16 protein-coding genes are annotated in these 25564 nt (G+C 35.2%); 9 read left to right on the top strand and 7 right to left on the bottom strand.

Going from position 1 to position 25564, the window contains the following annotated elements; translation table 11 throughout:
• The 7 genes from HNQ00_RS12125 to HNQ00_RS12095 form a co-directional block, all read right to left on the bottom strand.
• On the bottom strand, positions 1-954 hold the full coding sequence (locus tag HNQ00_RS12125) for an alpha/beta hydrolase (protein WP_173838768.1): 954 nt from the start codon (positions 952-954) through the stop codon (positions 1-3).
• Positions 955-999: 45 nt separating this feature from the next.
• Positions 1000-3504, bottom strand: coding sequence for a TonB-dependent receptor (locus HNQ00_RS12120; protein WP_254598516.1), 2505 nt, complete (start codon positions 3502-3504; stop codon positions 1000-1002).
• A gap of 283 nt (positions 3505-3787) precedes the next feature.
• A complete protein-coding gene (locus HNQ00_RS12115) occupies positions 3788-4720 on the bottom strand; it encodes a peptidylprolyl isomerase (protein ID WP_173838767.1) in 933 nt (310 codons plus the stop codon).
• A 43-nt stretch (positions 4721-4763) separates the two neighbouring features.
• A complete protein-coding gene (locus HNQ00_RS12110) occupies positions 4764-5948 on the bottom strand; it encodes an MFS transporter (RefSeq protein WP_173838766.1) in 1185 nt (394 codons plus the stop codon).
• 121 nt (positions 5949-6069) lie between these two features.
• Complete coding sequence (locus HNQ00_RS12105) at positions 6070-6738, bottom strand: peroxiredoxin-like family protein (protein ID WP_173838765.1); 669 nt, start codon at positions 6736-6738, stop codon at positions 6070-6072.
• A 115-nt stretch (positions 6739-6853) separates the two neighbouring features.
• On the bottom strand, positions 6854-7849 hold the full coding sequence (locus tag HNQ00_RS12100) for an alpha/beta fold hydrolase (RefSeq protein ID WP_173838764.1): 996 nt from the start codon (positions 7847-7849) through the stop codon (positions 6854-6856).
• A 258-nt stretch (positions 7850-8107) separates the two neighbouring features.
• Complete coding sequence (locus HNQ00_RS12095; protein WP_173838763.1) at positions 8108-10231, bottom strand: M3 family metallopeptidase; 2124 nt, start codon at positions 10229-10231, stop codon at positions 8108-8110.
• Positions 10232-10477: 246 nt separating this feature from the next.
• Between HNQ00_RS12095 and HNQ00_RS12090 the strand changes: the two genes are divergently transcribed.
• The 9 genes from HNQ00_RS12090 to HNQ00_RS12050 all read left to right on the top strand — a co-directional run bounded on the left by HNQ00_RS12090 (position 10478) and on the right by HNQ00_RS12050 (position 25459).
• Entirely contained in the window at positions 10478-13000 is a 2523-nt protein-coding gene (locus HNQ00_RS12090; RefSeq protein WP_173838762.1) for a M14 family metallopeptidase, read from the top strand.
• Between the two features lie 151 nt (positions 13001-13151).
• Positions 13152-13832: a tRNA (guanosine(37)-N1)-methyltransferase TrmD gene (gene trmD, locus HNQ00_RS12085; RefSeq protein ID WP_173838761.1), complete on the top strand. Its 681-nt coding sequence runs from the start codon at positions 13152-13154 to the stop codon at positions 13830-13832.
• Between the two features lie 156 nt (positions 13833-13988).
• Entirely contained in the window at positions 13989-14339 is a 351-nt protein-coding gene (rplS, locus tag HNQ00_RS12080) for a 50S ribosomal protein L19 (RefSeq protein ID WP_173838760.1), read from the top strand.
• A 283-nt stretch (positions 14340-14622) separates the two neighbouring features.
• Entirely contained in the window at positions 14623-16845 is a 2223-nt protein-coding gene (locus tag HNQ00_RS12075; protein WP_173838759.1) for an NADP-dependent isocitrate dehydrogenase, read from the top strand.
• Positions 16846-16971: 126 nt separating this feature from the next.
• A complete protein-coding gene (locus tag HNQ00_RS12070; protein ID WP_173838758.1) occupies positions 16972-19353 on the top strand; it encodes a TonB-dependent receptor in 2382 nt (793 codons plus the stop codon).
• Positions 19354-19356: 3 nt separating this feature from the next.
• A complete protein-coding gene (locus HNQ00_RS12065) occupies positions 19357-20178 on the top strand; it encodes a DUF4249 domain-containing protein (protein WP_173838757.1) in 822 nt (273 codons plus the stop codon).
• Between the two features lie 98 nt (positions 20179-20276).
• Entirely contained in the window at positions 20277-20939 is a 663-nt protein-coding gene (locus tag HNQ00_RS12060; RefSeq protein ID WP_173838756.1) for a thiamine diphosphokinase, read from the top strand.
• Between the two features lie 101 nt (positions 20940-21040).
• The gene (rlmF, locus tag HNQ00_RS12055; protein ID WP_173838755.1) at positions 21041-21985 is read left to right on the top strand and encodes a 23S rRNA (adenine(1618)-N(6))-methyltransferase RlmF; all 945 of its coding nucleotides are present in this window, start codon (positions 21041-21043) and stop codon (positions 21983-21985) included.
• Positions 21986-22315: 330 nt separating this feature from the next.
• A complete protein-coding gene (locus tag HNQ00_RS12050) occupies positions 22316-25459 on the top strand; it encodes a TonB-dependent receptor (protein WP_173838754.1) in 3144 nt (1047 codons plus the stop codon).
• Positions 25460-25564: the final 105 nt, after the last annotated feature.

Here is a 25564-nt window from a genome sequence, read left to right as displayed (position 1 = left end):
TTATTTTAAATTAATTCCGTTTAAGAAAACTACTGTTTGATCGTATACAGACTGCCAATCTTTTGAACGCAAATCAGAGGCTATAACATGATTTCCTGTTTCAGGAAAAGCCATTAATTTTTTCTTGTCTTTGCTTGTTCCTAGTTCTTCATACATTTTTAAAATTGCTGGAACAGACACAACAGGATCTTGCTCTTTCTCATTTTTATAATAGTAACCTACAAATACGGGACAAGTAACTTTATTAAATGTAGCTACTGTCATGTTATCTTTGAGCATTTTTATAAGTGCCACATAACCATCTACATGGTAAGCAGTACTCCAGTATTTTGCCTCTTCCCCTTCCCTTTTTTGAATTTGTACCGGTCCTCCGTTCATTTTAATAAATCCTTCTTTACCTTCCTTAGTCAATATTCCAGTGCTTTGTGGATTAATGACATCAATAAATGGAGAATATAAAACTAGACCATCAATCTCTTTATCTTGCGCGGCAAGAGTTAAACTTAAAGTACCTCCTGTAGACGTACTTACCACTATTACTTTTTTACCAAGTCGTTTTCCTATAGCTACAGCCTCCTTAGCAGAAGCAATATAATTTTCAGGTGTAAGATATTCAAAGCTATTCTCTCTGTCTATTCCATGCTCTTTGAGACGAGACATATACACATTAGCATGGTATTTTTTAGCTAGCATGCTCATCACCGGTTCACCTTCTCTACTACTTGCTCCAAAACCGTGCAGGTAGACAAATGCAATATCAGTTTTCTTGTACACTTTGGCATCAGCCCAAATAATTTTGGCTTCATTATCAGGTTTTATCCCTTTTACCTTAGCTTCATTTACAGCGATTATATGATCTAAATTTGACAGTTTTTCATTGATTGCAATTTCTTGACTAGTTGCTATGCTGCTGCACAAACTTACAAAGGCAAAGGCTAAAAAGTATTTTTTCATTTTGTTGTTGCTTTAGTAGGTCACTAAATGTGTTCCTAGATTTCTTTAAAATTTTGCTGAAGCTTGCACACCAAATAATCTTGGTGGTCCTGCGATAAATGTAGGTATACCAAATGCACCACCCGTATTTCCAGCATCTACAATGAATTTTTTATCAAAGATATTATTCATGTAAAAATTAAGTTCATATTTTTTGTTAATAATAAAGCCAACTCTAGAATTAAGCATTCCATATCCTGCCTGTGAAATATTTGGCAAATTAGTCTCTTCAAAAAACACTTTTGACTTGTAAGTATAAGACGGTCTAAAAAAGAACTCTGTACTTTTATTTACTGCTATATTAAGATCCAGCCCGGCAGATACAGAATGTTTAGGTGTTAATCTAAAGGTATTTCCAGCAAGAGCCTGCTTGTTTCCATTAGCATCTTCGTCATCAAATGAGGCATCGATATAACCATAATTTGCAAAGAAACTAGTATGTCTTGAAAGAGCATATTGAAAAGCAGCTTCAAAACCAAAAGAAGAGGCATTACCACTATCTTGGGTCGTCGATAGAAAAACACCATCAACAAATGTAGTCACATTAGTTTGAAAATTAGAGTAGTTATAAATGTACGCATTAACATCAAACTGCAAGCTGTTATTTAAAAATAATGATTTTGCACCCACTTCATAAGACCATACGATCTCATTTGCTAATATTTTAGTATTTGCTGCAGTAATATTAATCACATTTGGTCGGCGTCCTCTAGAAGTTGTTCCAAACAGTGTGATGTTATCATTAAGCATGTAATTTAGAGCAAACCTTCCCACTACAGATAAAAAATTCTTGTTTGCCTCAATTCGCTCGCCATTAGTTCCTACAAAAAGGCTGTTAGGATACGCTCCCGTTAAAAATCCTGCGTTTGATGCTGTTGTAGCATTTTGCACGCGGTAGCCAGCATTACTATTTTCCCACGTTCCGCGCAATCCTGCTGTAATAGAAAATTTTGATGTTAGGTCATAAGATCCATCTGCAAAAATATCTCCTGAAGCATTTTTAGAATAATTTGTATTACCTTCAAAGTTACTAGCACTTAAAGGAAGGCCGGCTGCTGGACCAAAAGTTGCCGGATCATTAGGGATATTTGGTAAAAATTGTGGTACACCGTTTACCACAAAATTTGAAGGATTTAAAAGAAGCATGGCAAAACTTTGCTCGTTTACAAACCATGGAACATATTGTTTCCCTTTTTCGGCAAAGAAATTACCACCAAAGAAACCTCTAAATTTTGAACTGTTATCAAAATTAAAACGCAGTTCTTGACTAATTTGTTTTCCATCAGCTACTTCTTTAAAATAAAGAGCTGGAGCCGCTGTACCATCTGCATCAAAAGCTTCATCAGAAGCGAAATCTCTATAAGCCGAAGTACTAGTTAAATCCCAGTTGCTATTTATTTTATGTTTGATGATTGCCGTAATTCCCTGAACTGTTCTATCAACACCTAATTCATTTCCTCTCTCTAAATCAGCAAAACTATTCGGACTCAAATCTCCTCCTAATGGAGCAAATCTTCCGCTTTTAAAAGAAGTTCCTGGAGGAGTATCTTTTTGCCAGTTTGCAATAACGTCAATCTTAGTATTATTCGAATAAACATATTTTAAAGCCGTTCTAAAAGCTAGTGTTTGTTTGCCGTTTAAATCGCCACCAGAGCGGTTTTCAATATATCCGTCTCTACCGTTGTAGATTCCAGCTGCCCTAATAAACAATTTATCTTTTATCAATGGGGTATTAAAATATGCGGTTGTTAAAACTTGATTGAAATTTCCGTAACCTACCTTTAAAGATCCCGAAGTTTCATTTTTAGCTTTATTTTGAATAATATGCATGGCCCCTATTTGTGCTCCACGCCCAAATAATGTTCCTTGAGGTCCCTTAAGTACTTCTACCCGCTCGACATCGTACAATTCTACAACTGAACCTCTCGATTTACTAATAGAAACTCCATCTTGAAAGATAGAAACCCTAGGCTCAACACGAGAATCACCACTATCACTAGTAATTCCTCTAATTACCACACCAGGATTATTCACACTTTGAATTTGCACTTGAAAACCAGGTACAAAATCAGACAAGGCATCATATTCAAAAGTCCCTTGCTTTGTTATAAATTCATTCCCGTAAGACGTAATTGCAATAGGCACATCTTTATTTTTTTGCTCTCTTTTTTGGGCAGTTACCACGATTCCCTCAAGCATGGAAGGAATTTCATCTAAGGTAAAATCCATACTATTTTGTCCGCTTGTAAGCGTAATCGTTTTTTCTAAAGGAAAATAATTTTTAAATGTAATCGATAGGCTGTACTCTTGAGGAACGAGATTTTCAAAGGTAAATTTACCGTCTTCAGTTGCAATCGTTTTAGTATCTGATCCTACTATTTTAACTGTAGCTCCTTTTACTAATTTCCCTTGATCTGTTTTGACTGTTCCTGATAAAACTGCCTTGTTTTGAGCGTTCATTGTGAAGGCAAATAGAATTCCTAATACTGTAAAGAGATGCTTAAAGTTCATCGTTTTTGATACTGTTTAAATTAATAATTTAATTGCATCAAAAGTATTTTTAAATGATCGAATGTAAATTAAGTGTAGATTACCGTATGATTAACAAAGTAGGTATTTACAGCAGCTTTTAACACACAGTTAACAATTGCCTAAAACCAGTAGCCCACTTGTGAAAATGGTATAAAAAAACGCCTCAAGATAAATCTCGAGGCGTTTTTATTAAGGTATTATTTTTATTTTCGAAAATAAAGTAGAAACACAAGTGAAACTACTTAAAATCAAGAGATAAAAACTATTTAACGTCCATTAATTCTACGTCAAAAATCAAGGTAGCGTTAGGTGGAATAACTCCTCCTGCACCTGCTGGTCCATATCCTAAATCAGAAGGAATAACAAAACGAGCTTTATCACCTACTTTAAGTAAAGCAATACCTTCATCCCATCCTTCGATTACTTGTCCTTGACCTAATTTAAATTCGATTGGTTTTTTTCTTGGGTAAGATGAATCAAATACTTTTCCAGACTCTAATGATCCTTCATAGTGTACAGCAACTGTTTTACCAGTTTCTGCTTGTTTTCCATCACCTCTTTGAATAAATTGGTAACGCAATCCGCTTTCTGTTTTTTCAAATCCTGCTGCCAATGTTTCCATTTTTGCTTCAGACTCTGCTTTTAAAGCTGCTTGTTTTTTTAAACGAGCTCCTTTTAATCCAACAAAAGCTTCGATAGCATTCCATTTTTGAGCTTCTTCACCTACTCTTACAATTTCAAGAGATTCTAATTTATCACCTTGAGCAACTGCATCAACAACATCTTGTCCTTCGATAACATGACCAAAAACAGTATGTTTACCATCTAACCATGAAGTAGGTACGTGAGTGATGTAAAATTGAGAACCATTAGTTCCAGGTCCCGAATTAGCCATAGCTAAAATTCCTGGTTTGTCATGTTTTAAACTTGGGTGAAATTCATCATCAAATTTGTATCCAGGATCTCCAGTTCCAGTTCCTTGAGGACAACCTCCTTGAATCATGAAATCAGGAATAACTCTATGAAAATTTAAACCATCATAGAATTTTTGCCCTTGAGGTTTGATTTTGTTTTCCATGTTTCCCTCTGCAAGAGCAACAAAGTTACCTACAGTTCCTGGTGTTAATTCATGCTCTAATTTTACTAAAATAGCACCTTTTGCAGTGTTGAATTTAGCATATATTCCGTTTTCCATCTTTATTTATTTTTATTGAATTGCAAATTTACAAATTAATTTTTTATCCTTTAACACTTTGTACGCGTTTTGCTTTTGATTTGTACGTGAAAGCATAGACTGCTAAGGCCATTGCTGATAATAACAAACAACCTAGTGTTACACCATGCCATCCTGCGTATTGCCATAAGAAGAGTCCATAAGCTGATCCAGCTGCAGTTCCTAAGAAGCTAAATGACATAAAAACGGTATTCATTCTATTTCTAGCTTCAGGCAGTATCGAATATACTCGGGTTTGATTTGAAATATGTACTCCTTGTAAACCGATATCGATTAAAACGATTCCCACAACGATTCCCACAACACTAGAACCAGAGAAGTAGAAAACTGCAAAACTCAACGCAATTAGCATACAACCGTAACCAACCGCTACTCTAGAACTCCCTTTATCTCCTAGTTTTCCAACCAGCGGCGCTGCTAATGCTCCTGACGCTCCTACAATACCAAACAATCCAATGGTTGCACTATTAAAATTGAAAGGTTCTGCAGAGAGTAGCAATACCATAGTGGTCCAGAAAGCACCAAACTGAGCAAAACTAAAAACGTTAATCAAAGTTGCTTCTCTTAACAACGGTTGCTCCTTTATCAAAGTAAATAGCGAACTAATTAATTGGCCGTATGAGCCATTGAAAACGGGTTTGTTATATGGAAATTGTTTTTTTATAATAAAGAACAAAAGCAAACAAAGCCCTGAAGCAATCCAGAACATAGCACGCCATCCTAATACTTCGCCAATAAAACCACTCAAGGTTCTTGACAGTAAGATCCCTACCAGTAGACCACTCATGATTGTTCCTACCACTTTTCCTCTTTCTTCAGGTGCGCTTAGTGCTGCTGCCAATGGTAAAATAAGTTGTGGTACAATTGATGTGATTCCTATTAAGAGTGAAGCAATCTCTAGAATCAAGTAACTTTGTGCTGTTGCAGCAATAATCAAGGCAATGACTGATGCAAATGTGGTGTACATGATTTGGCTTTTACGCTCTAATTTATCACCAAGCGGCACCATAAAAAATAAACCAATGGCGTAGCCTGCTTGAGTAAGGTATGTGATTGTCCCAGCATCAGCATGGGGTATATTAAATTCGTCTGCTATTAAAACTATTAACGGCTGGCAGTAATATAAATTGGCTACTATTAAACCTGTAGCCGCTGCCATAAATAAGACATTCTTTTTTGATAAATTCATTGCGTAATAAAACGATCTATATTTTTGTGATTTTTATTTTCCAGCATGCCATAACACGCAAATAAAAGACCCTCAAAAGCAAATTCCTTTTGAGGGTATCTATTATGTTCAGCTATGTATTTTATTTTTTAATAGCATCTAATGCGGCAAATATATCCTTTGCCTCTGCTCTATTTCTATACTCAGCATCTAAGAAAGTATATACTATCGTCCCGTCCTGATCAATTACATAGGTAGCAGCAAGAGGTAACTCATTAGATTCATCCCCATTGTAACCGTGCAAGTCAAAACCGTTTTGATAAGATTCAGCAACTGCCTCAGTCAATTTAAAAACGATCCCGTAGTCGTGTGCTACTTTGTTACCAACATCACTTAATACTTCAAATTGTAATTGGTTTTTCTCAGCAGTTGACATTGATTTATCTGGCAATTCAGGAGTCAATGCTAATAAATTTGCACCTTTTAATTTAATTGTAGGTAATTGCTCTTGCAAATAGTGTAGTGTCATGTTACAGTAAGGACACCATCCACCGCGGTACCATGTCAAAACTACCGGTCCTTTTTTAAGATATTCGCTCAATGAAACGGCTGTTCCAGTTGCATTTGTAAGTGTGAAATCTGGTGCCTTATCACTATTCTTTTTAGAATTAGCAACTACATTCTGGCGGGTCACATCAGCAATACCGTCAGCATATATTTCTTTAACTTGTTCTGGAGCTTTTGCTTCCCATGCATTCTTAGCTTGGTCTAATGTTGCTTGTAAGCTTGCGTTGTTATTTTCTTTACTCATAATTTCTGTTATTTAATTAAATAAATGCAATGGTAATTCCCTACTTGAAATTTATCCATTACGTTTTTCTTTACTGGTGATTCCTCAACAAAATCGCTAGGGTATTCTTCTATTTTTATTTTTGTAGAAAATCTATTAATGGCGTAATAAATTTGTCAAAACTCTCGATATGTGGCATGTGCCCGATATTAGGAATCTCAACTAATTTAGCATTTGGAATTTTCTTTTGCGTTTCTTTACCTAGATTGGCATACAATCCCATTGTAGCTTGTACCTCTGTTGATACTAATGGTTTTCCTAAAGCCGTTCTATCTCTTGTTCCTATAATTAATAAAGTAGGTGCTTTAATATTTTGAAATTCGTACACTACTGGCTGTGTAAAAATCATATCATAAGTTAAAGCAGCATTCCAAGCAATTTTATCGAAATCAGAATTTAAAGTCCAACCCGCTAATAAATTTACCCATTCGTCATATTCTGGTTTCCACTTTCCGTCATAGTAACTATCTAATTGGTATTTTTTAATGCGATCATAACTTTGCTTAAGTTCGTTTTCATACCACCAATCTACTGGTTTGTAAGGCACTTTTAATTTCCAGTCCTCTAAGCCAATAGGATTCTCTAAAATTAGTTTTTCGGTTACCTCAGGATACATCAATGCAAAACGCGTCGCAACCATTCCACCCATCGAATGTCCTAGAACTGCGATTTTCTTGATTCCTAACGTATCTAAAATTTGTTTTGTATTCTCAGCTAACTGCTGGAATGTGTATTGAAAATTATCTGGTTTATCTGATTTTCCAAAACCAATTTGGTCAGGAACCACCACTCTAAAACCTTTTTTAGTCAAGGCATCGATAGTTCTTTTCCAGTACGCTCCATTAAAGTTTTTACCATGCAATAAAAGGACACTTTTACCATTGAAATTCTCAGGTTTGACATCCATATATTCCATTTTAAGTTCCTGCTGCTGTACATTTAAAGTGATATAATGTACGGGATATGGATAATCGTAATTTGTTAAATTGAGGTCTAGCCACTGTAATTTCTCTTGCTGAGCAAATGAAGCACAGCTGATGAGGAGAAGTATATAGAAGTATTTTAATTTCATAAAGCTCGTTATTGTCATTGCGATTGTAAAATTAAGCAGAAAGATTTGGTCTAAACAGACTTTAGGAAAACTTTACAATTTGCTTAGCCTAGATACTCTCGAGAAATGTAGGTTCTAGCCCAGATTGCAGCGGCATCCTTTTATTGCTGTCTTTAAGCAAGAAAAGATAGAGTGGAAAGCTGGAAATAGCTCCTGAAAAATAAGCACAAAAAAAATGGCACTCGTGATGAATGCCATTTAGATTATTCTTGCTGCTATCTATTTTTCTGATAAACCTGCATTTCTTAAATAAGGTTCGATCTCCATTTTGTGACCTATTAATTCTTCAAAAGCTTTGTTTAAATCCACACTGTTACCAACAGATAAAATGTATTTTTTAAACCTTTCAGCATTTTCTCTAGTTAAACCACCATTAGCTTTCATCCAGTCATATACATTGTAATCTAGTGTTTTAGACCACGTATATGCGTAATAACCTGCAGAATATCCGCCTGACCAAATGTGTGCAAAATAAGGTGTATGGTATCTTGTAGGAACTTCATTTACTAGTAAACCATATTTTGTAAGCGCTTCATTCTCAAAAACCAATGCTGGTTTAAAATCAGCTTCGTTGCTTACCGTATGCCAAGCCATATCTAGTGTTGAAGCAGCTAAAAGCTCAGTAACATCATAGCCTTTGTTGAAAGTCTCTGCTTTTTTAATTTTTTCGATTAATTCCTGTGGAATACCTACCTTAGTTTTGTAGTGTATTGCATAATTTTTCAATACTTCTGGATCTAGTGCAGCGTGCTCATTAATTTGAGAAGGAAATTCAACAAAGTCACGAGGCACAGCAGTACCAGAAAGACTAACGTAATTTTGATTTGCAAACAAACCGTGTAAAGTGTGACCAAATTCGTGGAACATTGTGGTTACATCATCAAAACTAATTAATGAAGGATTTCCGTTGACAGGTTTAGCAAAATTGTAAACATTTACAATTACTGGTTTTTGTTTTAAGTAGTGCGATTGATCAACAAAATTACTCATCCATGCACCACCATTTTTATTGTCTCTAGTATAGAAATCTAGGTAATAAATAGCGATTGATTTTCCGTCTTGGTCAAATACTTCGTAAGCCACTACATCTGGGTGGTAAACAGGTAAGTCTTTACGTTCTTTAAAGGTAATTCCGTACATTTTTTTTGCAGCAAAGAAAACTCCTTTTTCAAGTACTGTTGTTAACTCAAAGTAAGGCTTGATTTCGCTTTCATCTAAGTCATATTTAGCTTTACGAACTTGCTCTGAATAAAAGTTCCAATCCCAAGGTTCTAATTTAAAACCTGCTTTTTGATCGTCTATTAGATTTTGGATTTCTGAAGCTTCAACCTTCGCTTTTGCAACTGCAGGACCAGCAATTTTTGCTAATAAATCCATTGCTCGCTCAGGTGTTTGTGCCATTTGATCTTGAATTTTCCATTCAGCAAAATTCTTTTTACCCATTAAGTTTGCTTTTTGCAAACGTAATTTTGCCATTTGCTCTAAGACCTCACGTGTGTCACCATCATCATTTTTCTCAGCACGAGACCACGACGATTTGTATAGTTTTTCTCTAGTCGCTCTATTTGTTAAGCTTTGTAGCAATGGCTGTTGCGTAGTATTTAACAAACCTATTAAATATTTACCGTCATGACCCGCCTCAGTCGCTTTTGCTTTTGCAGCAGCAATTTCATTAGCGCTCAAACCATCTAACTCTGTAGCGCTATCAAAAAGAACCGCCCCATTTTTACGCGCTATTAATAACTTATTTCCAAATGAAGTCCCTAAACTCGCTAGCTCTTCATTAATCTTTTTCATTTTTTCTTTATCGCCATCAGATAAATTAGCACCTGCTAGTTCAAATTCTTGCAAATAATATTCTGTCAATTTCTTGTCCTCGCCTTTAAGAGAATTCAAATCAACAGCTTTAAAACGATTGTATAATTTAGTATTCAAATACATTTTATCACTATGTGCTGAAAAAATAGGCGCATATTCTGCTTGTAAAGCCTGCAAAGTGGGATTAGTATTTGATCCTGTTAAGTTGTAAAAAACACTAGTTGCTCTTTTTAAATCAACTCCAGAAGTCTCCAATGCCAGCACCGTATTCTCAAAAGTAGCCTTTGCTGAATTGTCTGCAATTGCTTTTATTTCTTTATCGTGCACTGCTAAACCATACTCAAAAGCTGGCTTGAAATTTTCGTCTTTAATTAAACTAAAGTTGGGTGCTTGATATTGCAAGGCACTTTTTTGTAATAATGGATTGGTCATTTTTACTGATTTATTTTGGGCATGTACCGTTTGCACAGTCGATGCTAACACAAGCATGGAGCCTGATAAGATTATATTTGAAAAAATCTTCATAGTTTGAGTTTATTTTATTTTCGATCATAAAAGTAAGTAAAAAATTGGTTTGCATAGTTTCTACAATGGTTAAAGTTGTAAAAACACAGCGAGTTTCAAGACAATTCTTCTCAAAAAATAGCTCAAAAAAATATCCCTATATTTGTCTGAACAATAATTGCATGGCACTTACTATTTATGCAACATAATAGAAAATCAAGTATTTATCGCCCTAATCAATAACCGAAACCAACCAAATTTATTACTATGAAGCTACTCTACTATTTCGCGCTTTTTATAACCCTAACTGTTAGCGCGCAGCAACAGCAAAAGATTACGTTAGAGTATTATTTGCCACAAGATGTTACGTACAATAAAAGTATACCCACACCGAAAAGTTTTTTCAATTTTGAGTTGGGCGAAATGCATACTGATCACACACAACTTTCATTTTACATGAAGGAAGTTGCAAAATTATCTGACCGTATTGCAATCGAAACAACAGGGTTTACTTATGAAAATCGTCCGTTACAATTGTTGACTATTTCAAGTCCTAAAAATCTGGCTCGAATCAACGAAATCAATGCAGCACATCTCGCTAATTTAGCTGGAGACAACAATCAGCAAAACATAGAAGATATGCCCGTGATTGTTTATCTAGGATATTCTATACATGGTAATGAATCAAGCGGTTCAGGAGCGGCAATTGCTCTGACATACTACCTTGCAGCCTGCGAGAGTCGGGAGCTTGAAAAAACCCTAGAAAACACCGTTATTTTATTAGACCCTTGTTTTAATCCTGACGGAATTCAGCGATTTTCTACTTGGGTAAACAGCAATAAAAGCGCCAACTTAGTCACAGATCCTAACGATCGAGAATTTAATGAAGGGTGGCCGCGTGGTAGATTCAATCATTACTTATTTGATATGAATAGAGATTGGCTGCCTGTTCAGCTTCCTGAGAGCCAGGCACGCATAAAAACATTCAGAAAATGGATGCCAAATGTACTTTGTGATTTTCACGAAATGGGAACCAACGATACTTATTTTTTCCAGCCAGGGGAACCGAGCCGAACAAATCCTTTGACACCAGAGTTGAATCAAAAACTCACCATGAAAATTGCAGGTTATCACGCCAAAGCACTAGATAAAATAGGTAGTTCTTATTTTATCGAAGAAAATTATGACGACTTTTATTATGGTAAAGGTTCATCTTACCCTGACATTAATGGTTCTATTGGAATTTTATTTGAACAGGCAAGTTCGAGAGGACATGCTCAGGAAAGCGCAAACGGAATTCTAACCTTTCCTTTTACTATTCGAAACCAATTTACAACAAGCTTATCTACATTACAAGCAACTAGTGAGATGCGAACAGAGTTACTGAAGTACCAACGTGATTTTTATGTAAAAGCAAGTACTGATAGTAAAAACAGCAAAGTTAAAGGGTATATAATAGGAGATGAAAATGACGCTACTAGAGTTAACGAACTAGCAAAGATATTAAGCCAGCACAAAATTGAAATGTTAGCCTTAAAAAATGACATCACAGTCAACAACAAAAAATTTACAAAAGACAACAGTTATATTATTCCTGTACAACAGCAAAATAGCAAAATGATTAATGCAATCTTTGACCGTCAAACAAAATTCACAGATAGCTTGTTCTACGATATATCGGCATGGAGTTTTGATTTGGCTTTCAACGTGAATTTTGAAGGAGTAAATTCGTTATCCGATGCAGGATCTAAATACGAGCCTACATTAAAGAGTGGAACAGTAACGTCAAAAAGTAATATTGGTTATTTAATCGAATGGACAGACTACAAATCACCTAAATTATTAAACCAGCTTTTATCAAAAGGATTACGAGTAAGAGTGAGTTCGCAACCATTTACCCACAGTGGAAAAAAATTCTCTTACGGAAGCTTATTCGTACCAGTACAAAATCAAGAAATGCCATCAGAGGATATCTATGATTATTTGAACACCGTTATTCCTGAATACAATTTTGATATTACCGCAGTTGAAACAGGGTTCACAGAAGGCATCAATCTAGGAAACCCTAACTTTGAGACGATCGAGCTCCCTAAAGTCGCTATGCTCGTAGGCAAAGGTGTTGACCCTGCAGATGCAGGTGAAGTTTGGCATTTATTCGATCAAAAAGCAGCTATGCCTTTGACAAAAATTGATACCGATCAATTCCAGTATGTGAGTTTAAACAGGTACAATACTTTAATATTAGTAAACGGAAATTACAGTGGATTATCTAAAGAATCTATTAGTAAAATAGAGCAATGGGTACAAAATGGCGGAACATTAATTGCGTATCAAGACGCCATAAAATGGTTAACTACCTGGAAGATGATCGATGTGAATTACATAAAAAACAAAGAAGAAGCTAAGAATATCAGTTATGAGCAAAGGGCAGATTTTAGAGGAGCACAGTTGATATCTGGAGCTATTTTTGAAGCTAATCTGGACTTATCCCATCCTGTAAACTTTGGTATGCCACGAAATACATTACCACTTTTTAGGAATACATCCATTATTATCGAACCTAATGTGAACAGCTACGCAAATCCCATCAAGTACACAAAGAATCCTTTAATGAGCGGTTATATTTCTAAAGGCAATTTGGCTATTTTAAAAGAAACAGTCCCTTTTCAAGCGTTTCGCAATGGTAACGGTAAAGTATTGCTTTTTACTGATAACACTAATTTTAGAGCGTTTTGGTTGGGGACCGAAAAATTGTTCTGGAACGCTATATTCTTTAATAAATTAATGTAAAAAAACACTTTTATCATTAAAAGGCAATCTCATAAATAAAGTAGGACCGCAGTCATTTTATTTATGAGATTGCCTTTTTTACTTAAATCATTTGTTTGAAAATAAATTTATCCCCGATAAAAAACTATTTTTACACTCGAAAAATAGAATTATGCGAATAGATATTGTTACCCTTTTACCTGAATTATTAAGGAGTCCGTTTGAAGCTTCCATCATGAAACGCGCTATAGACAAAGGTCTCGTTGAAGTGCACTTTCACAATTTGCGTGACTATACCGTAAATAAACAAAAGAGCGTCGATGACTATCCTTATGGAGGTGGTGCTGGGATGGTCATGACAATACAACCTATTGATGCTTGCATAAGCCATTTAAAAAGTGAGCGCGAGTATGATGAAGTAATTTATATGTCTCCTGATGGTGAAACGTTGAATCAAAAAATGGCTAATAGCATGTCGATGTACACAAACATCATCATTTTATGTGGTCATTATAAAGGAGTTGATCAACGTGTGAGAGATCATTTTATCACAAAGGAAATCTCTATAGGCGATTATGTTTTATCAGGAGGTGAACTAGGCGCCATTGTTTTATCAGATGCGTTAATTCGTTTAATTCCTGGTGTGTTAAGCGACGAAACCTCAGCTTTAACAGATAGTTTTCAAGACGGCTTACTCTCTGGACCTATCTATACAAGACCAGCCGAGTACAAAGGTTGGAAAGTTCCTGATGTTTTGTTGAGCGGCCATTCAGGAAAAATTGATCAGTGGCGTGAAGATATGGCTTATGAACATACAAAAACAAGACGCCCAGATTTACTTGAGGAAGAATAAAATTAGTTTAAAATTGAAAACACTGAACGTTTGAACTTTAAACAAAATAAACTTTAAACTTTAAACATTTTTATTTACTTTTGCACCCACTTTAGACTAACCTCTGGCGAAATCCGTGAATGTTACTCTATTTAAAAAACCATAATTACAATTATCATGGCAGATTTAATGAAATTCGTTCAAAACGAATTAGTTACTAAAAAAGAATTCCCTGAATTCGGAGCTGGAGACACAATCACAGTTTACTACGAAATTAAAGAGGGTGAAAAAACTAGAACACAGTTTTTTAAAGGAGTTGTTATCCAAAGAAGAGGTTCTGGTAACACAGAAACTTTTACTATTCGTAAAATGTCAGGTGCAATAGGTGTAGAGCGTATCTTCCCTGTAAACTTGCCAGCTTTACAAAAAGTTGAAATCAACAAAAAAGGTGCAGTTCGTAGAGCTAGAATTTTCTACTTTAGAGAACTTACTGGTAAAAAAGCAAAAATCAAAGATAAAAGAAGATAGTTTACTGTCCTTTTATTTAAAAAATCCCATTTCGAACATTCGGAATGGGGTTTTTTTTTGCCTTTTATTTTCACAATACAGTAGCATTGTTTGAAACTGGGCCATTCTACAAACAAAACAATAAATTCGATACCATCAGGTTAACAATACTATAATTCAATTAATTCTACTCTAAACGAAGCCAAGATATGGTCTGATTTCATTATATTTGCATCGCTTAATTTTAAGCATACGATTCATTCAACATTCTCTTTATTGAGGATACGATTATAAAAATATAAAAATGACACAGAAACCTAAGATTATTTACACGTTAACTGACGAAGCTCCTTTGTTAGCAACTTATTCATTACTACCTATTGTTAAAGCGTTTACTGCAACTGCTGGTATCGAAATTGAAACTGAGGATATTTCATTAGCAGGTAGAATTTTAGCTAATTTCCCAGAATTTTTAACAGAAGATCAAAAAGTTAAAGATTCATTGACTGAACTAGGAAAACTAGCTACTTCACCAGAAGCAAATATTATTAAATTACCTAATATATCTGCATCTGTACCACAATTGAAAGAAGCTATCGCTGAATTACAAGCGCATGGTTACAAGGTTCCTAATTTTCCAGAAGAGCCTAAAGATGATGAACAAAAGGAAATAAAGAAAAAATATTCTAAAGTATTAGGTTCTGCTGTTAATCCAGTATTGCGTGAAGGTAACTCTGACCGTAGAGCACCAAAAGCAGTAAAAAATTACGCAAAGGTAAACCCACACTCAATGGGAGCGTGGTCATCTGATTCTAAAACTTCAGTAACATCTATGGAAAGTGGTGATTTTTACGGAAGTGAAAAATCAGTAACGATCAACGAAGCTACAGATGTAAAAATTGAATTCGTAGCTCAAGATGGTACTACAACTGTATTAAAAGAAAGCACTCCTTTAAAAGTAGGTGAAATTATTGATAGCTCTGTAATGCACTTACAAGCTTTAAAATCATTTGTATCTAAAGCAATTGCTGAAGCAAAAGAGAAAAACGTTCTATTGTCTGTGCACTTGAAAGCGACAATGATGAAAGTTTCTGATCCAATTATTTTTGGCGCAATAGTAGAAGTTTACTTCGCTGCGGTATTTGAAAAATATGCTGCTCTATTTGCTGAATTAAATATTGACACCCGCAATGGTTTAGGTGATGTTTATGCTAAAATTGCTGGAAATGCAAAACAAGCAGAAGTTGAACAAGCGATTAATGACGCTATAGCAAATGGTCCTGCCTTAGCTATGGTAAACTCTGATAAAGGAATTACAAATCTTCACGTACCATCTGATGTGATTGTTGATGCGTCTATGCCAGCAATGATTCGTACATCTGGACAAATGTGGAATAAAGATGGAAAATCACAAGATACATTAGCAATTATTCCAGATCGTTCTTATGCTGGAATCTATACTGCTACAATTGACTTTTGTAAAAAGAATGGTGCTTTTGACCCAACTACAATGGGAAGTGTTCCTAACGTAGGTTTAATGGCTCAAAAAGCAGAAGAATATGGTTCTCATGATAAAACGTTCCAAATGACTGCTAACGGAGTTGTACGTGTTGTAGACACAAAAGGAAATGTTGTGATGGAGCAAGAAGTTGAAGCTAAAGACATTTTTAGAATGTGTCAAGCTAAGGACGCACCTATTCAAGACTGGGTTAAACTAGCTGTAAACAGAGCACGTTTATCAAGTACTCCAGCAGTTTTCTGGTTAGACGATCAAAGAGCACATGACAGACAATTAATCGAAAAAGTAAACTTATACTTAAAAGATTATGATACTGAAGGTCTTGATATTCGAATTTTAAACCCTATTGAAGCTACTAATTTCACATTAGAAAGAATTAAAAAAGGGCAAGATACAATCTCAGTAACTGGAAATGTATTGCGTGATTACTTAACTGATTTATTCCCTATTTTAGAATTAGGAACATCAGCAAAAATGCTATCAATCGTTCCATTGATGAACGGTGGTGGATTATTTGAAACTGGTGCAGGTGGATCAGCTCCTAAACATGTTGAACAATTTACAGCAGAAGGATATTTAAGATGGGATTCATTAGGTGAATTCTTAGCATTAGGTGCTTCATTAGAACACTTAGGCCAGACTTTAAATAATGCTAAAGCACTAGTTTTATCTGAAACATTAGACGAAGCTAATGACTCTTTCTTAAGAAATGATAAATCTCCTTCAAGAAAAATAGGCCAAATTGATAACCGTGGTTCTCACTTTTATTTAGCAATGTATTGGGCAGATGCTCTTGCAGCTCAAGATAAAGATGCTGAACTAAAAGCGCTCTTCACTCCTATCGCTGCAGAATTTAAAGCTAGCGAAGAGAAAATCAATGCAGAGTTAATAGGAGCTCAAGGTAAACCTCAAGAAATTGGAGGGTACTACCAACCAAATCCTGAATTAACAAGTAAAGCAATGCGCCCAAGTGCAACACTTAATACACTACTTACTAAGATTGTGTAATTAACAATTTTAAGTAACAATAGTAAAGGCAACTGGAAACAGTTGCCTTTTTTTTACGATATAACTAATCTCGATTAATCGAAAATTTCTTATCTTTTCCGCAGTTTACAATTTTAAAAGTAGCATATGTTTTCTAAAAGCGTTCAGGTCTTAATTGCAATTTTATTTATCAGCATAAGTTCTTATAGTCAGTCAAAGTATACCTTGAGTGGCGCTATAACTGATGGTAAAAGTAACGAAACTCTTATAGGTGTCAATGTATACATACCTGAATTAAATGCTAGTGTAAGTACTAATCAATACGGCTTTTATTCGATCACGTTGACTGAAGGGAGGTACACCGTACTTGCTAGCTATTTAGGTTTTGAAACTAGCTCTAAAATTATCGAGCTAACTAACAATGTGAAACTGAATTTTGCTTTGCAATCTAATGGTGAAGAGCTACAAGAAGTAATTATCTTTGATAATGGTAAAAAAAGTAATATAAGAACTGCCGAAATGAGCGTGAATAAACTCTCTATTTCTTCGATAAAAAAAATGCCTGTAGTTCTAGGGGAAGTCGATGTTATTAAATCACTTCTTTTACTTCCCGGTGTGACTAATGCTGGTGAAGGAGCTTCAGGATTTAACGTAAGAGGTGGTGGCGCTGATCAAAATTTAATTCTCTTAGACGAGGCTACCATTTTTAATTCGTCACACGTATTCGGTTTTTTCTCAGTCTTTAATCCTGATGCAATCAAAGATTTAAAATTATACAAAGGAGGTATTCCAGCAAATTTTGGCGGACGCGCTTCTTCTGTTTTAGATATCTATCAAAAGGATGGAAACAGTAAATCTTTTCATGCCAATGGAGGAATTGGCCTTATCTCTAGTAGATTATTACTTGAAGGCCCAATTGTGAAAGATAAAGGTTCGTTCTTGATAGGCGGTCGTAGTTCGTATGCCCATTTATTCTTAAAACTTTCTGAAGAGAACAAAGATAATTCAGCCTACTTTTATGATTTAAATGCCAAGCTTTCCTATAAATTAAACCCTAATAACAACCTGTATTTTTCGGGATACTTTGGTAGAGATGTGTTTGCTATCAGCGATAGTTTCAGCAATACTTATGGGAATACAACCTTAAATTTAAGATGGAATCATTTATTCTCAGACAAATTATTCTCTAATTTCTCCTTAATTTATAGCGACTACTACTATGGTTTAGACCTGAACTTTATTGGATTTAAATGGGATTCAGGAATTAAGAATTACAATATAAAGTATGATTTTAAAAACTACATTTCAGATACTTTCAAACTAAGCTATGGCTTGAATGCTATCTACTATTCTTTTAATCCTGGAACCATAAAACCATCAGATGCAGATTCCGGTATTAACTTTAATCAATTAGACAAAAAATATGCATTCGAACCTGCATTATACCTCTCTGCAGAGCATGATGTGACTGATAAAATAGCGTTAACTTACGGTCTACGTTACAGCTTATTTTATAGATTAGGGCAGTCAATTTTGAATTTATACGATAATGACAGCCCCGTAATTTTCAACGCTGATCAACAAATTTATGAGAAAGCAACTCCTATTAGTACAAAATTCTATGATAAGAACAAGGTCTTAAAAAGCTTTGCTAATTTAGAACCACGGTTAGCAGTCTCTTATAAATTAAGTGATGATGTGGCACTTAAAGCAAGTTATAATCGAATGGTACAGTACCTGCAATTAATTTCGAACACTTCCTCTCCTACTCCATTAGATATCTGGACACCAAGTGACAATTACATCAAACCCCAAATCGCTGATCAAGTTGCATTGGGCTATTTTAAAAATTTTTCGAACAATAAATATTCGCTTGAAGTAGAAACATTTTATAAAAAAATTCAGAATCGCTTAGATTATATTGATGGAGCCGATCTTATCGCAAATGACGCCATAGAACAAATAATTTTAAATGGTCGCATGCGCTCTTACGGATTAGAAATGATGCTTCGCAAAAATGAAGGTAAATTAACCGGTTGGATCTCATACACTTTGTCTAAGTCTGAGCAACAAACTCCCGGCAGAACAGCAGCTGAATTAGGAATCAACAATGGACAATGGTACCGTTCTATTTACGATAAGACTCATAATATCGCCGTTACAGCCTCATACCAGCAAAGTAAGAAATGGACGTATGGTGCTAATTTTGCGCTACAAACAGGTCAACCAGTAACGTACCCAAATGGGCAGTATTCTTACTTGGGCGTAATTATTCCTAACTATGGATTGAGAAACGGAAATCGACTACCTACTTATCACCACTTAGACCTATCAGCAACATTGACGCCTACAAAAAATCAAGACCGCAACTGGAAAGGAGAATGGGTTTTTAGCATCTACAATTTGTACAATAGAAAAAATGCAGCTTCGATCAATTTTAGTCAAAACCTAGATACTGGCGCAAATGAAGCTATTAAAACTTCCATTTTTGGTATGGTGCCAGCGGTTAGCTATAATTTTAAATTTTAACTCATGAAAAAAACATATACATCTATAGTCCTATTATTGACAATCCTATTTAGCAGTTGCGAGGAAGTAATTGACGTTGATCTCGACACAGCACAAACTAGGCTAGTTGTTGAGGCACCATTACAGTGGCAAAAAAATACTAGCGGTAGAACACAAAGAATAACATTATCTACAACCACCGCTTTTTTTAGTGATAAAATCCCAACGGTCTCTGGAGCAAAAGTTACGGTGGCGAATAGCAGCAATCGCGTTTTTGACTTTATCGAAGTTGATGAAGTAGGAGAATATTATTGCAGCAATTTTATTCCTGAAATAAACGAAACGTATACCTTGACAATTCTATTAAACGGAGTTACATACACTGCCACCGAAAAACTTCAGGCAGTTGCTCCAATCACAGAGGTAGTACAAGACAATGAAGGTGGAATAACGAAGGACGAAATCCAAATTAAATCCTATTTCAATGATCCTGCAAATGAGCCTAATTTTTATTTATTTCAATACGCTTATAAAAACGAACTGTACCAAAATCTATCCACCTCTGATGACGAATTTTTTCAAGGGAACCGATTTTTTAGTTTGTCTCGAAAAGATGATATTGAAGTAGGTGATGAAGTGACAGTAACCCATTACGGCATATCACAAACCTACTTTAATTACTTGACAATATTAATTAAAATATCAGGTGGCGACAGTGGCGGACCCTTTCAATCACCACCAGCAACAGTACGTGGAAACATCATTAATAAGACAAATAAAGATGACTACGCATTAGGATATTTTTCATTAGGAGAAACAGATAGCAAAAAAATAACGGTAGAGTAATAATTAGGTTATATTACTTTACTATTTAATTCTTCAAATTATAACAGCGTAATAAAATAGTTCCTTTACTTACCTTTACCCATTTAAAAACAATACCTATGTCTTCACATCACATTGTAAGAGATGATCAAGAACCCGCTTTAATTATTGCCAATGGCGCTTCATGTAACCCTGAATTATTAGGACAACTATTAGAATGGTCTCCCCTAGTTATTGTACTTGACTCTGCAATGGAGCGTGTGATGAAATTAGACATAAAAGTCGACGTTTTATTAGGTGATTTTGATCGAAATTTTGATGCAGAATACTATCGCGAGAAACAATATCCTATTGAAATTGTTCATACTCCTAATCAAGATAAAACCGATTTAGAAAAAGCGTTTGACTATTTGATCGAAAGAAAAATTCCTGCAGTAAATGTTGTTTGGGCAACTGGAAAACGAACCGATCACACTATAACCAACTTGACAAATATTGTTCGCTACAGAGATTTATTGAAAATTGTAATTCTAGATGACCACTCTAAGGTATTTGTATTGCAACGTCGTTTCGAAAAGTGGTATACGGCTAAAACACCCATATCATTAATTCCGATAGGATTAGTAAGTGGCATTACCTCAACTAACCTATATTATCCCTTAGAAAAAGATGATTTAATGATAGGTTACAAAACCGGAAGCAGCAATCATGTAACATTAGATGGCTTAGTGACAATTACTCACGATACAGGAGATTTACTATTAATGGAGTGCAATGATTGACCCAATTAGTAGCAGCTCACAAAAAATGTCCTACTTTTTATATACCTTGCCCCTGATTTTAACGAGATACTAATTTTCGTTTAAACTGAAATAAAATTATAATGTCAAAACAAATTACAGAAAAAACAAATTTACATCCTCGAAATCTACACCGATCTAGATACGATTTTAATATACTGATTACAAATTGTCCTGAATTGAAACAATTTGTAGCAATCAATGAACACAATATTGAGACTATTGATTTTAGCAATCCTGCTGCGGTCAAGACACTAAATAGAGCACTCCTAGCAACATACTACGATGTTGAAAATTGGGACATTCCTGAAAATTACTTATGCCCTCCTATTCCTGGGCGAGTGGACTACATTCACTATATCGCTGATTTATTAGCCACTACTAACAATGGTGTCATTCCTACCGGCGCCACGGTTGAAGGATTAGATATAGGTCTTGGAGCAAATTGCATCTACCCCCTTTTAGGGAATGCAACCTATGGGTGGAGCTTTGTAGGAACAGATATCGATGAGAAAGCCATTGATAATTGCATGACAATTATAGAAAATAATCCTAGACTAATTGATGTTCTTAGTTTGCAACAACAAACTTCAGCACGTTTTATTTTCAAAAACATCATCACTCCTCAAGATAAATTTGCATTCACTATTTGCAACCCTCCTTTTCATTCTTCTCAGCTAGAAGCCGAAAAAGGCTCTTTAAGAAAAGTAAATAATTTACAAGATAAGAAGACCACCAAACCGGTCTTAAATTTTGGAGGACAAAATGCAGAACTTTGGTGTGAAGGTGGCGAACTTGGTTTTATTACGCAAATGATTTATGAAAGTGCAAAGTACCCCATGCAATGTTTGTGGTTTACAACTTTAGTGGCAAAGCAATCGCACTTAGCAAGTATATACAAAACATTAAACAAAATTAATGTTGCTACAATTAAGACAATCGATATGGCTCAAGGCCAAAAAACAAGTCGTATTGTAGCTTGGACGTTCTTAACCGAAGAGCAACAGCAAGCTTGGAAATTTGAATAAATTTTTAAAACAAGATACATTTAGTACAATGAAAGTGGTTAACCAGTAAGAGGTTAGCCACTTTTTTTATTGGTAAATTTCAGTAATGTAGCGTTAGCAAGACGTTTTACTGGTCAATGCAACGAAAATGTACTTCAAATTAGAACTTTGAGTCCCCATCCACGATAGAATTCTTGCATACAAAATACTATTTCAACTGTATATTTCTAGCAATTCAGCAAGAATTTGACATAAAAGCTGATGAAAAATATTTATTTACCATTTGTTAACATAAAAATAACATAAGTTTAAGATTGTTGTATTTTTGAAATGAAACCAAAAACAAAACTCATGAAAAAAATTTTACTCTTAATGGCTTTAATTTTCAGCGGTATTATTAGCGCGCAGGAAGTTAAAGTATCTGGTGTTGTGCGTGACGACACAAACGGTCCCTTACCAGGAACGTCAGTATTAGTACAAGGGACCACTAAGGGAACTTCTACAGATGTAGATGGTAAATATACCATCTCGGCAAAAATGGGAGACTTACTGCAATTCTCGTATGTAGGGCTTGAGACTAAGACTATCAAGGTCAGCTCAACAACCATTAATATATCATTAGCAGGTAGTGGAGAAACGTTGCAAGATGTTGTCGTTCTTGGCTCACGTAGTGCTGCTAGAACAGTAACAGAATCTGCGGTGCCTATTGATGTTATTAGCATGAAAGACATTGCTTCTCAAGGCCCACAAGCCAACTTGAACCAAATCTTGAATATGGTAGCTCCTTCTTTTACATCAAATACAACTACTGTAGCCGATGGAACAGACCATATTGATCCAGCACAATTAAGGGGTTTAGGACCAGATCAAGTACTGGTATTAGTTAACGGAAAAAGAAGACACACTTCTTCACTTGTGAATATTAACGGTTCTCCAGGTAGAGGATCAGTAGGAACGGATTTAAATGCTATTCCTGCTTTTGCAATAGAAAGAATTGAAGTATTGCGAGATGGTGCATCTGCACAATATGGATCTGATGCTATTGCTGGTGTTATTAACGTAAACGTAAAAAAAGCAACAAATAAACTTGACATCAACATTCTAGGAGGGACACAATTATCTCAAGGAGCTAATGACCACAGAGGAGGAAACGATGGTAACAATGCTCAACTAGATGTTAATTATGGTACAGGACTTGGTAAAGAAAAAAGTTTTATCAACGTTACCGGAAGTTTTCAATTAAGAGGACAAACAAGTAGAGCAAACGATGCCACAGGAAACTTATTTAGCGCATTCAATGCTATCGAACAAAGAGCTACTGAAAATGGCACAAATATAAATGCGCTATGGGGAAACATTAACAACACTCCTAATTCGGCTCAAATATTATCTACTATTAAAACATCAGCTTTAGATGTTGATTATTTTACTGCAGGACAACAAGCTTCAATTCTTGGTGCAGCAACAATAGCTGACATGCAAACAGCATTGAACTTTGATGCTACAGCCGGAGAGTTAAAATATAGAAATTTACAAAGAAATAATTTCAACATGAATGTTGGACAGTCGTCTTTACAAAGTGCTCAATTTTTTGTAAACGCAGCGTATCCTATCAACGATAATCTAGAACTTTACGCCTTTGGAGGAACAAGCAATAGAACTGGAGAAGCAGCTGGTTTCTATAGAAAACCAAATCAATCTAGAACGTACACTGCTTTATACCCTAATGGTTTTTTACCTGAAATTCACTCTACAATTAATGACATCTCTGCTGCTGCAGGAATTAGAGGTACAATTTTTAAAGATTGGAAATTTGACTTAAGTAATGCTTTTGGTAGAAATGGTTTTGACTATAATATTGAAAACACATTAAACTCTTCTTTAAGAGAAAATTCACCAACTAAATTTGATGCAGGAGGATTGGCTTTCTCTCAAAACACAACAAATTTGGACCTTTCGAAAAAGATCAACAAATTAAATGTTGCCTTTGGAGCTGAAGTTAGACATGAAAACTTTCAAATTAAAGAAGGAGAAGAAGATTCGTATAATCAATATGATATAAACGGTGGTATTGTGACTGCTACAACTGTAAATAACATCAAAGCTACTGATTTTTATGACGGTGTATTAGGCGGTTATGCTGGGGCTATTTATGGATCAGCAACCACTGCTTACAATGGACAAAGAGCTGGAGGAGCACAAGTTTTCCCAGGATTCAAACCTGCAAATGCAGTTGACAAAGGTCGTACAAGTGGTGCAGTTTACGCAGATCTTGAATATGACGTAACAGAAAAATGGTTGTTAAACGGGGCATTGCGTTATGAAAACTATTCTGATTTTGGAGGAACTACAAACTATAAAATTGCTACCCGTTACAAACTTACAGACAATGTAAATTTACGTGGTGCAGTTTCTACAGGATTTAGAGCGCCATCGTTACACCAAATTTACTACAACTCTACTGCGACACAATTCGTAGGTGGTGTCCCATTTGAAGTAGGAACATTCAGCAATGATTCTCCTGCTGCAAAATTATTAGGAATTCCGCAATTGAAACAAGAAGATTCGCAAAGTGCTAGTTTTGGTTTTACTGCTAAAATTCCAGAAGCAAAATTGACTATTACTGCCGATGCTTATATCGTGAAAATCAAAAACAGAGTGGTGCTTACTGACCAATTCTCTAGACCTAAATTAGAAAAAGCTGATGGTGGTGTTGCTCCAAATTATTTTTATCCAACTGGAACTACACAAAGAGATTTGCAAAATCTTTTTGATGGAGCAAACGCAACTGCTGCGACATTTTTTGCAAATGCAATTGACACACAATCAAAAGGTATCGATGTTGTAATAAGCCACAAAGCAAACATAGGTAATGGTTTAACGTTAAAAACAGATTTATCTGGAACGGTTTCTAAAACAAATAAAGTTGGAGACATTAAAGGGTCTCAAATTCTAAAGGATAACGGACAAACAAACAGATACTTCTCTGAAACAAGTAGAATATATCTTGAAGAAGCTGTTCCAAGAGCAAAAGCTAACCTAACCAATACTTTGACGGTTAAAAAATTCGATTTCTTCTTAAGAAATGTATATTTTGGTCAAGTAACAGATCCTAATATCGTAGATGCAAATGGAGATGGTAGAATCAATGCTATTGTAGTAAATAACCAAGTGGTTGAAAACGAACACCCAACATGGGATGCTAGAATTGTAACAGATTTATCTGTAGGATACAAAATCTCGAACACGACTAAAATCGTAATAGGTGCTAATAACATCTTTGATATTTACCCTACTAGAAATTTAGGACCACAAACAATTGCTCAAAGAGCATCTGGAATTGATGCTAGTGGAAACATAATCTACTCTCCTACTACAGGATCAAATAATTCAATTGATTTGTCAAACGGAAATCAATTTACTTATTCAAGAAACACATCACAATTTGGACAAAACGGAAGATTTGTTTTTGCTAGATTGAGTTTGAGTCTATAATAAAACGTTTTTATATTATCTAAACCACCATGCTATCATGGTGGTTTTTTTTTAGATTTTAGTTAAGATAAGATTGATTTTAAACTTCGTAACTTTGTACTCTAT

Source organism: Flavobacterium aeripolare (assembly GCF_013294025.1).
GTDB lineage: Bacteria > Bacteroidota > Bacteroidia > Flavobacteriales > Flavobacteriaceae > Flavobacterium.
This window is presented reverse-complemented; position numbering and strand designations above follow the sequence as displayed.

What these genes read in the sequence shown, in the direction of transcription:
- HNQ00_RS12120 (WP_254598516.1), bottom strand. Translation starts at nt 3,504, where the DNA reads ATGAACTTTAAGCATCTCTTTACAGTATTAGGAATTCTATTTGCCTTC.
- rlmF (WP_173838755.1), top strand. Translation starts at nt 21,041, where the DNA reads ATGTCAAAACAAATTACAGAAAAAACAAATTTACATCCTCGAAATCTA.
- HNQ00_RS12100 (WP_173838764.1), bottom strand. Translation starts at nt 7,849, where the DNA reads ATGAAATTAAAATACTTCTATATACTTCTCCTCATCAGCTGTGCTTCA.
- HNQ00_RS12090 (WP_173838762.1), top strand. Translation starts at nt 10,478, where the DNA reads ATGAAGCTACTCTACTATTTCGCGCTTTTTATAACCCTAACTGTTAGC.
- HNQ00_RS12115 (WP_173838767.1), bottom strand. Translation starts at nt 4,720, where the DNA reads ATGGAAAACGGAATATATGCTAAATTCAACACTGCAAAAGGTGCTATT.
- HNQ00_RS12125 (WP_173838768.1), bottom strand. Translation starts at nt 954, where the DNA reads ATGAAAAAATACTTTTTAGCCTTTGCCTTTGTAAGTTTGTGCAGCAGC.
- rplS (WP_173838760.1), top strand. Translation starts at nt 13,989, where the DNA reads ATGGCAGATTTAATGAAATTCGTTCAAAACGAATTAGTTACTAAAAAA.
- HNQ00_RS12110 (WP_173838766.1), bottom strand. Translation starts at nt 5,948, where the DNA reads ATGAATTTATCAAAAAAGAATGTCTTATTTATGGCAGCGGCTACAGGT.
- HNQ00_RS12065 (WP_173838757.1), top strand. Translation starts at nt 19,357, where the DNA reads ATGAAAAAAACATATACATCTATAGTCCTATTATTGACAATCCTATTT.
- trmD (WP_173838761.1), top strand. Translation starts at nt 13,152, where the DNA reads ATGCGAATAGATATTGTTACCCTTTTACCTGAATTATTAAGGAGTCCG.
- HNQ00_RS12075 (WP_173838759.1), top strand. Translation starts at nt 14,623, where the DNA reads ATGACACAGAAACCTAAGATTATTTACACGTTAACTGACGAAGCTCCT.
- HNQ00_RS12060 (WP_173838756.1), top strand. Translation starts at nt 20,277, where the DNA reads ATGTCTTCACATCACATTGTAAGAGATGATCAAGAACCCGCTTTAATT.
- HNQ00_RS12050 (WP_173838754.1), top strand. Translation starts at nt 22,316, where the DNA reads ATGAAAAAAATTTTACTCTTAATGGCTTTAATTTTCAGCGGTATTATT.
- HNQ00_RS12105 (WP_173838765.1), bottom strand. Translation starts at nt 6,738, where the DNA reads ATGAGTAAAGAAAATAACAACGCAAGCTTACAAGCAACATTAGACCAA.
- HNQ00_RS12095 (WP_173838763.1), bottom strand. Translation starts at nt 10,231, where the DNA reads ATGAAGATTTTTTCAAATATAATCTTATCAGGCTCCATGCTTGTGTTA.
- HNQ00_RS12070 (WP_173838758.1), top strand. Translation starts at nt 16,972, where the DNA reads ATGTTTTCTAAAAGCGTTCAGGTCTTAATTGCAATTTTATTTATCAGC.